Origin of the sequence: Psychrobacter glacincola, from assembly GCF_965118485.1 — a bacterium.
Taxonomy (GTDB): Bacteria; Pseudomonadota; Gammaproteobacteria; order Pseudomonadales; family Moraxellaceae; genus Psychrobacter; species Psychrobacter glacincola_D.
Genome location: NZ_CBCPJH010000004.1, coordinates 1 through 15,204 on the forward strand (window position 1 = coordinate 1; position 15,204 = coordinate 15,204).

Annotated in this window: 12 protein-coding genes; 9 read left to right on the forward strand and 3 right to left on the reverse strand. The window is 42.8% G+C overall.

The window, feature by feature from the left end:
- Window positions 1-201 precede the first annotated feature (201 nt).
- The gene (locus ACMHKH_RS01690; RefSeq protein WP_413518954.1) at window positions 202-882 is read left to right on the forward strand and encodes a glutathione S-transferase; all 681 of its coding nucleotides are present in this window, start codon (window positions 202-204) and stop codon (window positions 880-882) included.
- Window positions 883-1,157: 275 nt separating this feature from the next.
- Window positions 1,158-1,577 (forward strand): PaaI family thioesterase, encoded by a 420-nt coding sequence (locus ACMHKH_RS01695; RefSeq protein WP_413518955.1) that lies wholly within the window; start codon window positions 1,158-1,160, stop codon window positions 1,575-1,577.
- A 237-nt stretch (window positions 1,578-1,814) separates the two neighbouring features.
- Here ACMHKH_RS01695 and ACMHKH_RS01700 read toward each other — a convergent pair whose 3' ends face one another.
- Window positions 1,815-3,095: an HmuY family protein gene (locus tag ACMHKH_RS01700; protein ID WP_413518956.1), complete on the reverse strand. Its 1,281-nt coding sequence runs from the start codon at window positions 3,093-3,095 to the stop codon at window positions 1,815-1,817.
- An 88-nt stretch (window positions 3,096-3,183) separates the two neighbouring features.
- Complete coding sequence (locus tag ACMHKH_RS01705) at window positions 3,184-5,340, reverse strand: TonB-dependent receptor plug domain-containing protein (RefSeq protein WP_413518957.1); 2,157 nt, start codon at window positions 5,338-5,340, stop codon at window positions 3,184-3,186.
- Window positions 5,341-5,587: 247 nt separating this feature from the next.
- On the opposite strand from ACMHKH_RS01705, the gene ACMHKH_RS01710 reads away from it, so the two are divergent.
- The 5 genes from ACMHKH_RS01710 (at window position 5,588) to ACMHKH_RS01730 (ending at window position 11,083) form a co-directional block, all read left to right on the forward strand.
- Complete coding sequence (locus ACMHKH_RS01710; protein WP_413518958.1) at window positions 5,588-6,733, forward strand: ChuX/HutX family heme-like substrate-binding protein; 1,146 nt, start codon at window positions 5,588-5,590, stop codon at window positions 6,731-6,733.
- Between the two features lie 199 nt (window positions 6,734-6,932).
- The gene (locus tag ACMHKH_RS01715; RefSeq protein ID WP_413518959.1) at window positions 6,933-7,802 is read left to right on the forward strand and encodes a heme/hemin ABC transporter substrate-binding protein; all 870 of its coding nucleotides are present in this window, start codon (window positions 6,933-6,935) and stop codon (window positions 7,800-7,802) included.
- Between the two features lie 78 nt (window positions 7,803-7,880).
- Window positions 7,881-8,867: a FecCD family ABC transporter permease gene (locus ACMHKH_RS01720; protein ID WP_413518960.1), complete on the forward strand. Its 987-nt coding sequence runs from the start codon at window positions 7,881-7,883 to the stop codon at window positions 8,865-8,867.
- Between the two features lie 15 nt (window positions 8,868-8,882).
- Window positions 8,883-9,713: an ABC transporter ATP-binding protein gene (locus ACMHKH_RS01725; RefSeq protein WP_413518961.1), complete on the forward strand. Its 831-nt coding sequence runs from the start codon at window positions 8,883-8,885 to the stop codon at window positions 9,711-9,713.
- Between the two features lie 230 nt (window positions 9,714-9,943).
- Complete coding sequence (locus ACMHKH_RS01730) at window positions 9,944-11,083, forward strand: M14-type cytosolic carboxypeptidase (RefSeq protein ID WP_413518962.1); 1,140 nt, start codon at window positions 9,944-9,946, stop codon at window positions 11,081-11,083.
- Between the two features lie 240 nt (window positions 11,084-11,323).
- Here ACMHKH_RS01730 and ACMHKH_RS01735 read toward each other — a convergent pair whose 3' ends face one another.
- Complete coding sequence (locus ACMHKH_RS01735; protein WP_413518963.1) at window positions 11,324-12,676, reverse strand: alpha/beta hydrolase; 1,353 nt, start codon at window positions 12,674-12,676, stop codon at window positions 11,324-11,326.
- 303 nt (window positions 12,677-12,979) lie between these two features.
- Between ACMHKH_RS01735 and ACMHKH_RS01740 the strand changes: the two genes are divergently transcribed.
- Window positions 12,980-14,203, forward strand: a complete 1,224-nt coding sequence (locus tag ACMHKH_RS01740; RefSeq protein WP_413518964.1) for a hypothetical protein — start codon at window positions 12,980-12,982, stop codon at window positions 14,201-14,203.
- A 101-nt stretch (window positions 14,204-14,304) separates the two neighbouring features.
- Window positions 14,305-15,138, forward strand: coding sequence for a tetratricopeptide repeat protein (locus ACMHKH_RS01745; protein WP_413518965.1), 834 nt, complete (start codon window positions 14,305-14,307; stop codon window positions 15,136-15,138).
- Window positions 15,139-15,204: the final 66 nt, after the last annotated feature.

The following is a 15,204-nucleotide window of genomic DNA, read 5'->3' on the forward strand; positions in this document are numbered from 1 at the left end:
ATAGATAATAACTGCGCCAATATGAATAATAAGGGCACTTAGCAAAATGGCTGTAATAATTGTTGCGAATAATATTACAAATGATAACTATTATCAACATATAAATAGATATGCTATTTACCGTAGTCATTTTTAATTAAAGGCAGTTAGTAGTAAGATAACAGTCCTAATTCCAATCTTAAGTGGTTACCATCAATAGCTATGACATTCCCGACATCCTCACTACCAATGCATCGTCTTTACTCCTTTCGTCGCTGCCCTTATGCCATGCGTGCGCGTCTCGGTCTATTATTTGCCGAAGTTCAGGTCGAGCTGCGCGAGATAACGCTAAAACATAAACCTGCTCAAATGCTAGAGATTAGTCCAAAAGGTACGGTGCCTGTCTTACAGCTATCTAATGATGCTGTGATTGAAGAGAGTCGAGAGATAATGGTGTGGGCGCTTGAGCAACAAGATCCACAAAAACTATTGGATACAAAGACTTTGCACGAAGCCAATATTTTGATTGATAAAAACGACCATGAATTTAAATATTGGTTAAATCGCTATAAATATGCTGACCGTCATCTCGAAATGACTCAGACAGAGTATCGACAACAAGGCGAAGCCTTTTTGCAGGTTTTAGAGGCGTTATTAACAAAAAACGCTTATTTACTAGGAAGTCATATCACTATTGCTGACATTGCCATCATGCCTTTTGTACGTCAATTTGCCCACGTGGATCGCGATGTGTTTTATAACCTACCTTACCCAAACTTACAGCGCTGGTTAACAGGCTGGCTAGAGCATCCTCTTTTTTTACAAGTGATGACTAAGTTTGAGCCTTGGCAAGAAGGAGATGAGGTGGTGGTTTTTCCTGCTTATTTAATGGACGCAGATTAATGCTGAGATAAAGTCTGGATTTCAATCATAGGAGATTAGCATGACCGTTGATATAAATAGCCGTTATGGCTGAAATCCTGCTCACAGTGAAGTGGTAGAGGCGTGTCAGGTTATTGAGCCGTGCGATAAATTTATGCTTGCGGGAAAACCTAATTAGCCAATAATTTTCAAGATTTTCTAGCTACTATCTCAAATAAAAAAGCAAAAAGTGGACGATAAAAGTAATTAAAGTAATTAAAGCAATTAAACATTAGATGGGTAACCGAGGGGCTGATATGTCTGCAAGCAAAGAAGAAATCGTAACCTTTATAACGGCAGAGTTTCCACAAACCAAATGCGTTATCGAAACAGTAGGAAATAATGGCGCAACTTTATCGCATGAAATTGGTATTAATGAGCTGCGTCCTGGCGGAACGGTTTCTGGACCGGTATTAATGAGCGTTGCTGATGTCGCCATTTATGTAGCGATACTAGGGAAAATCGGTATTGTACCGTTAACCGTAACGACGAGTCTGACGATCAATTTCTTGCGTAAACCGTCAGCACAAGCACGCATTATTGCGGAGTGTACTTTACTAAAAGTAGGGCGTACCTTGATAGTAGGCGAGGTTTCTCTTTATTCAGAAGGTTCTAGTGATTTAGTTGCTCATGTTGTTGGCACGTACTCTGTTCCACCTAATTCTAGTGGGGCTTAAAAGAGAAATGGAGGCCTGAATCGTTTATTTTTTTAGATATACATTACCTAATAGATGAATAGTATTGGCTTTAATCTAAGTAAAAATAAATAAGTTAAAACCTATGTTTAAAAAGCTATGCTCAAAACCCTCCTATAAACTGCGCAAAGTTTATAGGAGGTCGGATGATGCCAATATCAAATTTTATAAAATAGTGGTGAAAAAGGTATCGAATTCATACAGCACCTCAAACTAAAGCTATGACGCAGGCTGTATATCTAACTTAAATACCCATGAGCTTGCTACATTTGACGTTTTATCAGGATAGTTTATTTTATCCAAACGTAGCCGCGCATAGCTGTTGCCTTCTGCTGAGCGAATAAGAGCACCTTTAGTTTTGTCCATAGGTTTGGCGTTTAGCTGATGGGTCATATCATTATAGGTATACCAACCGTAATCTAAATTTGGAAAACTGCCACTATAGGCAGGGTTTAGGTCGGAGCCTTTACTATCAACAACCCAGTCTCTTGCGCTGCTTGGTTTTGCATAGGCTGAAGTGTCGGTCAAATCAGCCAATGTGCTGGCACTACCATCGCTCAAAAATTTATTAATAATCACAGCGCCTTTATCAGCACCGTCTTTTTCTACATAGTATCCTGCTGGCGTGGCAGCAAGATACCCTCCGACTTTACCTTTATTGCTGCCGCTAGCAGAATCGCCACCGTTTAAGATGACGTCATTACGCTTAAAGCCAACATGCCATACGCTATTTTTATCGCTACTGCTTTGTCCCGTTTTTAAGTCAAAGTAGACCCAGCTGTCATTGTTTGAAGCATTAATGGTCTTGGTTTGGACGTTATTAGGGAGGGCGGTATCAATCCAGCGGATGGTCGGATAACCAGACGCGCCAGCATCATCATAGTAGTTGGTGATTTGCATAGCATAGACAGGCTGCTGTACGCTGCTGTCTGTTATAGCGCTACTACTATCAAGGCTGATGAGATAGACACGGTTATTCGGATAGAGCTGATGCTTGCCTTGTAGATTGTATTCAAACCATGGCGCGTTATCAAAAATGCCGCCACTACGGTCTTCGTTGTAGTGCATGGTAATGTCGCGACTGGTATCAGGGTCTTGGGTGGCATTGGTATAACGGCTCAAATCTGACCAATCGATTAAACCAAAAACGCCACCTTTACCATTACCAGAATCACCGCTATTTGACCAAAGCTTAACCGAACGCGCTTGATTATCAAACTTGATATCCCATTTATCTTCATCGCAAGAGCTTTCAGCTTTGGCGTCAAAGTCATAACAAGTTGCGGCATTAGGCGCTAGATTGGTGACTTGCCAAGTGGCGGTTTCGCTAAAACTAGCACTGCTAACAGGCGGCGTATTGCCACTGTTGCCGCTATTGTCACTGTTTGCACCATCACTGCCGCCACCACAGCCGGTCATGCTGAGTGCTAAAATGCTGCTGCTAAAGAGTAATGCCAATGCTTTTGGCTTACTGTTAACTGCTGTAATAATTGGGGTCATATCAGCTTCCTTGATGGTTGTTTTTTATATAAAAAATGAAAATTGCGGTGCAAATACAGTGACTTTAGAATGCCTATGAATTAAAGGCTTACCAATGATAAGTCGCGCCCAGTAGCCATTCACGATTGTCAATAGGGCGATAATCACTGGTGTCGGTGACATCACGCTGTACATCGAAGATATTATTGACCGCGCCATATAGACTGAGGTTTTTGCTCGCGTCATAATTGAGCTTGGTATCGAGCGTCCACCACGCAGGCGAGTAGGCGTGCTCACTGGTACTAATCAGCTGTCTGGATTCATAATTGAGTCGTGGGATAAGCTGTAATTTATCGCTGATCGCATAATCAAGCGCGAGCATCACTTTGTGATTGGGCTGATAGGTCAGCTCGGTATCGCTGACCTCATTATGAGTGTGAATATAGGCATAATTGGCTTGCAGCTTGGCACGATCATCGACTTGCCAATCGACACCAATATCACCGCCATAGGTTTGGGCGCTATCCACGTTCATATATTTATAAATGGCGATATTGCCTTCATACGTGGCGTTGTCTTCATCAGTTTGGATGAGATCGTCAATATCGTTATAGAAACCATTGACTGTCAAATTAACGCTATCGCTGAGCTGACCTTGATAACCAAGTTGATAGCTGGTTGAGGTTTCAGGTTGCAAATTAGGATTGCCCATGACTTTGTAACCCAAATTGCTATGGTCAAAGACGTAATAGCGTTCTTTTAGATTGGGCACGCGATAACCGCCACCGATACTACTACGCAAGATATGGCTGCGCCCATTTGCATCTAGGTGATTATATTTCACGGATACTTTTGGCGCGATATGATCACCGAAGTCTTCATCGTTTTGATAACGAACCCCGCTTAATACTTCCCAGTTCTCACCAATCAGCCAATCGTCTTGCACATAAAGCTCACCAACACTACGGCTGACGTCATCGCTAATCAGCTCACTTTTTTGGTTCTTTGTTTGTTTTAGCGTGTCTTGCTGAACTTGACCGCCTACTTGAATAATATGGATATGCTTATCGGATAAAACGAGCTCGGGTAGGTCGAGCTGAGCTTGGGCAAGGGTGGTGGTAATGTCTGTGTCACGAGCGCTAGTGACGCTTTGCTGAGTTTTAGTAGTGGATTCGCTTTGATAATCTTCATGTAGTGCTTGAGCGGACAGTCGATAGGTCTTGCTGCGATCATTGGTATGCGGTGCAATGTCAGCACGAGCGCCAACACTAAAGCGCTGCTTATTAATGTGCTCATCTCTTTGCTGTGCTAAGTAGCGCGGCGCGACATAATAATTAAAGCGACTGACATCGTCTTCTGTATATTGGCTGGCTTCTAGCCAATATTGAGAGTTTTTAATTACTCGGCTATCGTCGTCACTTGATACATCTGTGCCATCTGGGCGATAGCTCAGGCGCGCACTTATCTGTGATTGCTCGCTAGCATCTTTTAGTCTTGGCCATGCCGCATCATCTAAGCTCAAGCCTTTATTATCAAGATATGAGGCAGATAGACGAGCATGCAAATGCTGGTCTTTATCCAGTGCCCCTTCAACACTGGCTTCCACATAACGCTTATTTGCATCTAACTTTTTACCTGATGGGTTCTGTGTACCATTGCTAGCCAGCTCGGTGGTGATATGTCCTTTTACCTTACCAATGGGTTTGGTGATGATGTTAATCACACCGCCCATCGCCGCACTACCAAATTGCGCAGACGCCGCTCCTTGAACTACCTCGATTTGCTCAATGTCTATATTCATATATTGATTTAGATTGACCGTCGAGCCGGTGCTGGCGGTAATCGGCAAGCCATCAATCAAGACCAATACTTGATCGCCCGTAAAGCCCTGCATGCTGACCTCATAACCGGTCTTGCCGTGTACTTCGCGTAAGTGAACATTGGGCAACAAAGCCAAGGCTTCTTTTAGGGTATGGGCATGATTGTCATCGAGCGTCTCACGGCTGATCACTTGCATGGCCACCGGCGCATCACTAAGCGCACGTTCTGAGCGAGTGGCGGTCACGACAATGGGATCTAATCGCGCAGTTGGCATATTATCTGTGGCCAAAGGTGCGGCTTGCGATAATACGGGCACCAATGTCGACAACGTTAAAGCGATACTTATCGCTAATGGACAGCGACGCAATCGAGGTTGATAAGTATGTAATTTCTGCTCAATTACAGAAGGATAAGTCAAAGAAGAATGGGGTAGTAAAATTGGCATAAATAAAACAATCACTCTAAAAAATGAAAATAAGGACAGGTTGTTAAAAGGTATTTTTCAGCATTTCTTTGATGATAAAAGCTTGAGGTTTTGTTACGCCATTTAAGATTTATAGCAACAAAGTGAATATATGGTATTTCAATTGATAATAATTATCAATATGTAAATGATAATTATTACTATTTACAAAGTAAGGAAACATCTTCATAATGGCTTCTTTTATGACCGCCTATTTGAGGAGATACCAATGAGCCAACCGTTATCGTTAACTGAGAAAAATGCTGAGCTTTGGCAGAATTATCAAACATTAAAGGCACAAACGCCGATGCTGTTTCCTACTGAAGGTGCCGCTGCGTTAGGAATCAGTGAGTTTGAGCTGATGCTCGCATCGCCTTATAGCCAGTATATCGGTGGTCAATGTCGAGCCGTGTTAAAACAGTTTGAGCGCTTTGGTCAGCTTGAAAGTATTGTCCGTAATGAGTTGGCTGTCCATGAAAAAACAGCTGCGTATCACAATCTTAAGCTTGCCGAAAAAATGGGACTGGCGCTCAATGTTGGTGGTCTAGACTTACGGTTTTTTATGTGGCAATGGCAGCATATGCTAGCAGTTACTGATACTACTCGTCCTGACAAACCGTCTTATAGTATTCAATTTTATGATGGGCAAGGTGCCGCGATTGACAAGGCATACCTGCGCGAGCTGAGCGTTGAAAATATTGCCAGCTGGCAGGAGATGATTGCGGAGCAGTTGCAGTCAGTTGATGCCAATGCTAATGCTAATGAGCTGGTATTAGAAGCACAAACCCCACTAAACGAATGGAGCTATAAAGCGCTAACAGATAATGCGCGTCAACAGCTACAACAAGGCTGGCAAGAAATGACCGATGTGCATCAGTTTCATGGATTATTAAAAAAACTGGATATTGACCGTGCCAGTAGCTATCAGCAAGCCCCTGAACAGATGACCCAGCAGCTTGATATTTCTGCTGTTGAAGCCTTGTTTGCGCAAGTCCGCAATATTGAGTGTCCGATTATGATTTTTGTCGGCAATAGCGGCATGGTTCAAATTCAAACCGGCACAGTAAAGACCCTCAAACGTATGGGCGATTGGTTTAATATTTTGGACAAAGAGCACAATGACTTTACCTTACATCTAAAAGATAAGGCATTAGCGCAAGTGTGGTGTGTGAAACGCCCAACCAAAGACGGCATCGTCACCTGTATCGAGGGCTTTGATCGGCATGGTGTGAGTGTGTTTAGTGTGTTTGGACAGCGTATTGAAGGCAAACCTGAGCTTAAAGAGTGGCAAAACATTGTTGCTAACGTGGTTGAAGGGCATTTATACGTAGAAGCCGTATCGCAAGTAGTAATGTCTGACGCAGAGAGTGCGTAAAGCATTTACAAATACAAAGAACTAATCATAAAGAATTAATTAGCAATTTTTAGCGGCTTTTAGCCATATTTGGCATTTGCATAATAGATAAATAATAGACCTTATGTGAGTGCTTTTTGGACAGTCAATAACCGTTAATCGTTCAATTGGCAGTTGTCATTACTAGCACCATTTTTTAGTTAGCAAATTAGGAATGCTTATGTTTTTTCCAATATCAAAAAAAATAATAAATAACCTGGCTATCAATCAAGCTATCAATAAAAATTATGTCAGCCGAGCGCTAACGGCTGTCCTTTTAACCGGCGCATTTGTGCTGCCCACACTATCTGCCCATGCCTATGAGCGTATTGTCGCCATAAGTCCAGATGTGGCAGACGTCGTCGTGGCGTTAGGTGCGACTCATAAACTAGTCGGCAAAGATGCGACCAATGACAATCCTGCATTAAAAAACGTGCCAGCAGTCGGTATGCATCGAAATATCACTGCCGAATCAATATTGGCAGTCAAACCTGACTTGGTACTCGGTAGCTACATGGTACAGCCTGCCAGTATTTATCAGCGCTTAAACGGATTAAAAGTTAAAGCTGTCAATGTCGCGCCTAGAGAAGAAGTCAGCGCCTTTGCTAACAGCATTAAAACCATTGGTAGCTATGTCGATAAAAATTCGCAAGGGACAAAACTTGCGAATAACTGGCGTAAAGGTATGAGTCCATTAGCAAAGACCGGCAAGCGTTATCTGCTTAGTTACGATGGTCGTATCGTAGCTGGTAAAGGCACGGTAGGGGATGAGCTAATTCGCCGTGCGGGTGGGATTAATGCAGCGAACGTCACAGGGCTAAAACCTATGTCACGTGAAGGCTGGCTAGCGGCTAAGCCTGATGTGGTTATCATTGCCGATCATAATCAAGCGGTCGTGGGCGGCGCGGGTCAATTTAGTAAGCGTCCTGAGATTGCAGTGAGCAATGCTGGTAAGAATGGCGGAGTGCACTTTTGGTCAGCGGATGATTTCTTACGTTATGGTTTGAATTCACCTGCGGTACTAAAAAAACTGCATGCGGTCGCCAAATAGTTTTTAGAAGGCTTTTAGACCGCTTTTTAAAACCCTTTTACTTATCTCTTTTACTGATTAAATAAAACGATATCTCACATGGCAAATACGATGACGGCAGATATGCCTGCACAAAGGATTAAATACAAAACTAGCCTCTATTATATGGCTGCTGCAGTAGCGTCACTGCTACTTATTTGGTTGGCACTTGGTATCGGCTTTGGCGAGTGGTCAAGCCCGATGTCTCTTGATGAGACCATTTGGCAGCTGCGCTATCCACGGGTAGTGACAGCGCTATTGGTTGGGATGGCGTTGTCGGTAAGCGGTGCGGCATTGCAGGCACTGTTTGAGAATCCTTTAGCCGATCCAAGTTTGATTGGTACCTCAGGCGGCGCAGCACTTGGCGTAGTATTGGTATTAGCGCTAGGATTTGGTGGCATTGGTATACCGTTTGCCGCATTTACGGGTAGCGTATTGGTGTGTTTATTTATTCTTGCTTGTCATCGATTTTTAGGTGGTGGGCAGATGGGGCTATTGATATTGGGGTTTGTTATCAGTGCCTTTTGTGCCGCTGTCGTGAGTCTGATTTTATTTATGTCTGATGACATGGTGCTTCGTTCAGCAACCAATTGGCTGTCAGGTAGTATAGCAGAAGCGGGCTTTGTACCGCTGCGTTATTCAATTATTTCTATGGTTTTAGGGTTAGCGATTTTATTACCGTTAGGTCGACAGTTGGATGGGCTGATGTTAGGTGAGGCTGCCGCTAAGTCCTTGGGCATCAAAGTGGGCGTGGTTCGTTGTTTGGTGGTGATTGCCTCAGCATTATTGACAGGCGCAGCAGTGTCTTTGGCAGGTGTAATAGGTTTTATCGGCATGATGGTGCCAAACCTATTGGCTATTTTATTTGGTGGTGGACGTATGCGCCTGATGATTTGGTCAGGCTGGCTTGGCGCGATACTGTTACTGGTTATTGATGGGACAGCACGGCATGTTGCTTATCCAATCGATGTACCTGTTGGTATCGTTTTGGCGCTACTCGGTGGTCCATTTTTTATCTGGTTATTTGTACGTAGTAGCCGCCGTTAATATAAAGGAAGCTTTATGTTAGATTCATTGTTTACTTCTAGATCAAAAGATATGCCTGCAAGCAATATAGATTGTGGCGTAGGTGAGTTACTATCTATGCAAAACATTCATATCTCGCACGGTAATAAAGTGTTACTACAGCTAGATAAGCTAACACTGCCGAGCCAAAAGTTGGTGGCGTTTATTGGACCTAACGGTGCTGGCAAGAGTACCTTGCTACATACAATTTTGGGCCAACATACGGGGACGGCGCTTAAAACGACTGGGCAGATTACTATCCAAGGTCAGCCGATTAATGAAGCTATGCAGAACGGTCATATTGCTTGGGTTGGACAGCATGAGCGCTTTGAGCTGCCATTAACCGTACTTGACTATGCACTTTTAGGCGTGTCACCCACTCTGGCATGGTATCAGCGCCCTAATGAACAGCATATTGAACAAGCAAAAAATTTATTACAAGAGTTTGAGTTATCTGGTTTGATCAGTGCCCGCGTGCAAACATTATCGGGGGGAGAAAAGCAGCGCTTGGCCATCGTGCGTGCTTTGATGCAAGATACACGAATTATGATGTTTGATGAGCCGACCAATCATCTCGATATTCGCCATCAGCGTTTTTTGTTGAAATACTTGCATGATTTGGTGCGACAGCAGCGTAAAAGCATCTTGGTTGTGCTACATGATTTGACCCATGCACATCGCTATACGGATGAGGTGATCTTATTAGATGGTGGTCAAGTTGTTGCCCAAGGTATGCCAGATGAGGTGATGACCAGTCGACGATTAAGTGATATCTATCATATTGATATCAAAGCGCATCATACTGATGATGGGTTGGTGTTTGTGTGACATCGTTAGTATTTCGGTGGTTTTTGTATGTTGAGCTGATAAGAAACATAAATGTGGTGAGACTCTAAAATGTTAGCAATTAGTGTTAGTTGAGATATAGAGAGAGTATAAAGAAGAGGCTACAACTGTAGAAAAATGCTATATTTATATGTTTAAAAATATAAATACAGATTACTGACTCTGATAAATACTTTTAAAGTCTCCCTCTAAAAGCTAATTAAGGAAAGTTTATGCGTATCACTGCGAATTTCGATGCTGGTAATATTGACGTTATCAGTTTAGAAGATAAAAAAAATATCGAGCTGGCGATTCGCCCAGATGTGGGTGGTGAGTTTTTCCAGTGGTTTAACTTTCGTCTAGAAGGCGAGATTAATGAGCAATATGTACTTAATATTTTAAACGCAGCGCAAGCCGCATTTCCTGCAGGCTGGGAGGATTATCAAGCCGTTGCTTCATACGATCGCGAGTATTGGTTCCGTCTACCGACTTCTTATCAAGACGGCAAGCTTACCATCAATGTAGAAATGGAATACGACAGCATTCAAATCGCTTTCTTTGCCCCATACAGCTATGAGCGTCATCAAGATTTATTAGCCGCTGTACAAATGCATCCATTCGTGACGTTAGAGCATTTAGGCGATACGCTTGACAAGCGCGACTTAACGCTAGTTAAAATTAGTGATGGTGATAGTAGTAGTGACGAGAATAAACGCAATATTTGGATCACGGCGCGTCAGCATCCTGGTGAGACCATGGCTGAATGGCTAGTCGAAGGTCTCATATATAGCTTATTAGACGGTGACAATGCGACCGGCAAATTATTATTAGATAAAGCTAACTTCTATATTGTACCGAATATGAACCCAGACGGTAGTGTACGTGGGCATCTGCGTACCAATGCAGTCGGGACCAACCTAAACCGCGAATGGTCAAATCCAAGTTTAGAAAAAAGCCCTGAAGTGTTTTATGTTATTAATAAAATGGAGGCGACTGGTGTCGACCTATTTTATGATGTGCATGGTGATGAGGAGATTCCTTTTGTATTCCTTGCCGGCTCTCAAGGGACGCCAAGTTATAACGACCGTCTGGCACGTCTACGTGATAGATTTGCAGAAGTGTTAAAACTGGCTAGCGCAGATTTCCAAACTGAGTTTGGTTACGATGTTGATGCACCGGGTACCGCAAATATGAGTCTTGCAACCCACTGGGTAGCTGAGCGTTTTGACTGTCTTGCTAATACTTTAGAGATGCCTTTCATAGACAATAACAATGTCCCTGATGCTGATACAGGCTGGTCACCTGAGCGTTCTGTCAAATTAGGAGAGGCGTCACTAGTTGCTATGCTTGCAGTCGTTGATGAGCTGCGTTAGTTAATAATGTGGCGTTAATTAATAATTTAGTCCTGCATTTTGCCGCAGTTCTAGAGCGTCATTTTATATAAAATATCTTGAAGAGAACATTAAAAACCCTATATGAACAGACCCTCATAAGTTGGACACAACTTATGAGGGTCTGTTCATATTTTTTATATAACGTAAAAGGTTTTTTATATTTAAATTACTTAAATAATTTATTTGGGCTTATTTCTTATTCCGACATCACAGTATTTTTCATGCGTCAATTATCTGCTGTACAAAATGGGCGAACTTATCAATAAGTTGACTCATTTCGCGCCCAAGACCTTGGTGAACACTCATTAAATGAGTAAAGCCATGTGGTACGCCAAGGATGGTACGAGTCTGCACATTGATACCATACCCTTGTAGCTGTTTGGCATAAACCAACGCTTCATCCCGCAGAATATCCAATTCAGCAGCCACGATATAGCTCGGACATATTGTTGTGTTATCACCGCACATCGGCGAGATAAGGGCGTGCGGTTGCGTTAAAGAGCTGTCTTGCAGGTAAGCGGCATGAAATACGGCAACATCATCATAGGTCAGCATTAAGCCTTGACCGTATAGCTTCCAGCTTGGATAGTCGGTTCCGATATCGGTTATCGGATATAACAACAGTTGAGCTAGTGGGCGCGGTAAATTCTGCAATTGGTGGAAAATATCAACAGTGAAGTCATCAAGGGTATTCATATAGTGCTGTTTATCAGAGGACTTACTAACAGTGGCGTTGCTCACCTGCTGCGCGACCAATGCCGCAAGACCACCACCCGAGCTATCACCCGCTAAAACGATACGAGAGGGTGATGCGCCAAGGCTAGGCGCATATATGGTCAACCAAGTATAAGCCTCAAGACAGTCTCTAATAGCGGTAGGCGCAGGATACTCCGGTGCGAGGCGGTAGTCGGCACTGACCACCGCCCAACCTGTTTGGGCACAAACAACATGACAAAATTCATGATCTGTATTGACATCACCGACACAGAATCCGCCGCCATGAAAAAATAACATCACTATTTTTTCAGGATTATCGCCATTTTGTTCATTATTCTGATTGATATTAGACTCTGCTTGATAACAGCGAATAATCATATCACCACCATCAGCGTTGGCAATTACCTTATCTTGCCAGCTTACTGAATAGCCAGTTTTTTTATTATTCCTATTTTTATTTTTAGAATGCTCGTCAGCATTTATTTGCTGCCATACGCTTGGAGATTGCATAGCGACCATTTCGGTTGCAAATTTTTGTCGCAACTCTACTAATTGGGTAATGCCTATAGGCGGTTTAAGTTTATGGTTTAAGCCGATGATGAGTCTCATATGCGCATCAGCGTGAGGGTACTGCTCAATCGTCGGCGCCTTTACATAGTGATTGAGTCGCTCCAAAACTGGCGTTGGCAAGTCACCTAGTCCCTTTAAGAGATAATGTAGGATGTGTCGCTGATTACTACGGTCAAGCGCAGTAGTTTCTACTGTTTTTATTATTTTTGTTAGCCATGCATTTAGCGATGCACTTATGGATACATTTGGCAACGCATTTAAAGATAATACCGGCAACAATTTCATAAGTTTCCTCACTTACTCAAAATTAGCATTGGCTTCCATCTTATCGTCAGCCTTTTATGGACAACACACAATATGTTTAAAGTAATTAGATCGATATAGTCGGTTCGATCGCGCTTTCAATAATAACAATATCTAATCAAGTTAAAGATAGCTAGAATTAAGAAGCTTACTACTGCTTTTATCGCACTAGCGTAGCTGATATATAAGAGTCTGCATATTTGATGTCAGTAAGGACTGTCTTTTTACTATATGAGTTTGTCTTATTAAATTGGATGTGTGCTTTTTATAGGGAGAGTAATAATCATGCCTACATTTAAAACTTCTGTCATTCATAAAATACTAGTGTTCAGCTTATCGCTCGGGCTAACATTTCCAGCGATTGCAGCAGACTTTGCAACGACTCAAGCCATGGGAGAGCAAGATGATGCGGATGCTCAATATAGGCTTGGTTTTAAATATTATATCGGTAAAGGCGTTGAGCAGGATTATGCCAAGGCATTCGAATGGTATTTAAAATCTGCTACCCAAGGTAATGCTGAGGCTCAAAATAATCTTGGCGAACTATACGATAAAGGCAAAGGTGTTGAGCAGGATTCGGCTAAAGCTTTTGAATGGTATCTGAGAGCAGCAGAGCAAGGCGATGCTAAAGGGCAGTTCAATGTTGGTGCTCTTTATCACAAAGGTGAGGGCATCGAGCAGAGTGACAGCAAAGCCATAGAATGGTACTTAAAATCTGCCTCTCAAGGGAATGCTGGCGCTAAGAATAACTTGCAGCTTCTAAGCCTTAATAGAGAAAACAGACCTCAAAACCAAGCTAAAACGATTGAATGGCTTATCAAAGCCGCCAACGAAGGTAATGCAGACGCCCAGTTTGAGCTTGGCGTTTTCTATCACGAAGGCGATGGAATAACACAAGATTATAGCAAAGCTGTCGAATGGCTCACCAAAGCCGCTGATCACGGACAAGTAAAGGCCCAGTATGTTCTAGGCGCTATGCACTATTTTGGCAGAGGGGTTGAGCAAGATTATACCAAGGCTAGGGAGTGGTGGCAGCAATCAGCCGATCAAGGCTATGACGAAGCTCAGTATAACCTTGGAGTCATGTACAGTCATGGCGAAGGCGTTGCTCAAAGCCATAACCAAGCGTTTAATTGGTATCAAAAAGCGGCTAAACAAGGGCAGGTCGATGCGCAAAATAATCTTGGGGTCATGTATGAAAATGGCAGCGGCATTGCCAAGGATTATGCCAAAGCAGTGACGTGGTATCAAAAGTCTGCGGCTCAAGGCTTAACCGAATCCCAATATAATCTGGCATGGATGTTTGAAAATGGCTATGGTGTAAGCCGAGATTATAAGCAAGCATTTAATTGGTATCTCAAAGCGGCTAAGCAAGGTGATGCCATGGCAGCATATGTCATCGGCACGATGTACAACCATGGCAGAGGAGTGCAGCAAGATAAATCTCAAGCTAACATATGGTTAGATAAAGCTTGTGGGAATGGAGTAGAAATGAGCTGCGATCAGTAACCGCTGTCTTGTCGAGAATAGTTGATAAGGCGTTCGGCATATCTGCTGTATGTAGGCAAAATATTTGTCATTATAAGTATCTTTATTATTAAGGATAAGCCATGGCTCACTCTATAATGAAAACGATCTTTATCCATACAATGATGATTTTAGCTTTATCGCTTGGGCTAAGCGTGACAGTGTTAGCTGCAGACTTTGCAACCACTAAGTTGAAGGCAGAGCAAGGACATGCTGATGCCCAGTACCGCCTTGCCCTAATGTACGACTATGGCGAAGACATAGAGCAAGATTATACCCAAGCCTTTAAGTGGTACCAAAAGTCTGCTAATCAAGGATATCCAAAAGCGCAATATAATCTTGGTTGGATGTATAAAAACGCTCATGGTATACCAGAAGATAACGCAAAGGCGGTTGAGTGGTATATAAAAGCTGCTATCCAAGGTTATGCGTCGGCTCAAGCTACCCTTGGTTCGATGTACTACAGTGGTAAAGGGGTTACTCAAAGTTATGCCAAAGCCCTTGAGTGGTATTCGAGGGCTGCGAACCAAGGAGAAGCAGTCGGTCAATATAATATGGGAATAAGCTATGACCAAGGAGTCGCCTTACCTCAAGACTTTGAGAAGGCTGTCGAATGGTATCAAAAAGCGGCGGATCAAGGTTTTTCAGACGCACAATATAATTTAGGTCTTATGTTTGAGGAAGGAGAAGGGGTTAGTCAAGATTATAATATGGCGCTGAAGTGGTACCGAGACGCCGCTGATCAAGATGATGCAAATTCTCAATATCGCCTTGGGGTGATGTATGAGGCGGGAAAAGGCGTGCCTAAGGATAAAGTCGAAGCACAAGAGTGGTATCAAATTGCTTGTAATAACGATTATGCAAAAGGCTGCAAAGCCTATGATAGGTTAAATGCAAAAGAACTGCGCCGTCATTAAAGTTTTTGAATTAATAGAGACATGCTCCGTTCAAAATGACTAATATACATCTGCTGCAGTGTATAT

Coding starts and splice junctions, on each gene's coding strand:
- ACMHKH_RS01740 (WP_413518964.1), top strand. CDS start 12,980: ATGCCTACATTTAAAACTTCTGTCATTCATAAAATACTAGTGTTCAGC.
- ACMHKH_RS01705 (WP_413518957.1), bottom strand. CDS start 5,340: ATGCCAATTTTACTACCCCATTCTTCTTTGACTTATCCTTCTGTAATT.
- ACMHKH_RS01715 (WP_413518959.1), top strand. CDS start 6,933: ATGTTTTTTCCAATATCAAAAAAAATAATAAATAACCTGGCTATCAAT.
- ACMHKH_RS01735 (WP_413518963.1), bottom strand. CDS start 12,676: ATGAAATTGTTGCCGGTATTATCTTTAAATGCGTTGCCAAATGTATCC.
- ACMHKH_RS01695 (WP_413518955.1), top strand. CDS start 1,158: ATGTCTGCAAGCAAAGAAGAAATCGTAACCTTTATAACGGCAGAGTTT.
- ACMHKH_RS01710 (WP_413518958.1), top strand. CDS start 5,588: ATGAGCCAACCGTTATCGTTAACTGAGAAAAATGCTGAGCTTTGGCAG.
- ACMHKH_RS01720 (WP_413518960.1), top strand. CDS start 7,881: ATGGCAAATACGATGACGGCAGATATGCCTGCACAAAGGATTAAATAC.
- ACMHKH_RS01745 (WP_413518965.1), top strand. CDS start 14,305: ATGGCTCACTCTATAATGAAAACGATCTTTATCCATACAATGATGATT.
- ACMHKH_RS01730 (WP_413518962.1), top strand. CDS start 9,944: ATGCGTATCACTGCGAATTTCGATGCTGGTAATATTGACGTTATCAGT.
- ACMHKH_RS01725 (WP_413518961.1), top strand. CDS start 8,883: ATGTTAGATTCATTGTTTACTTCTAGATCAAAAGATATGCCTGCAAGC.
- ACMHKH_RS01690 (WP_413518954.1), top strand. CDS start 202: ATGACATTCCCGACATCCTCACTACCAATGCATCGTCTTTACTCCTTT.
- ACMHKH_RS01700 (WP_413518956.1), bottom strand. CDS start 3,095: ATGACCCCAATTATTACAGCAGTTAACAGTAAGCCAAAAGCATTGGCA.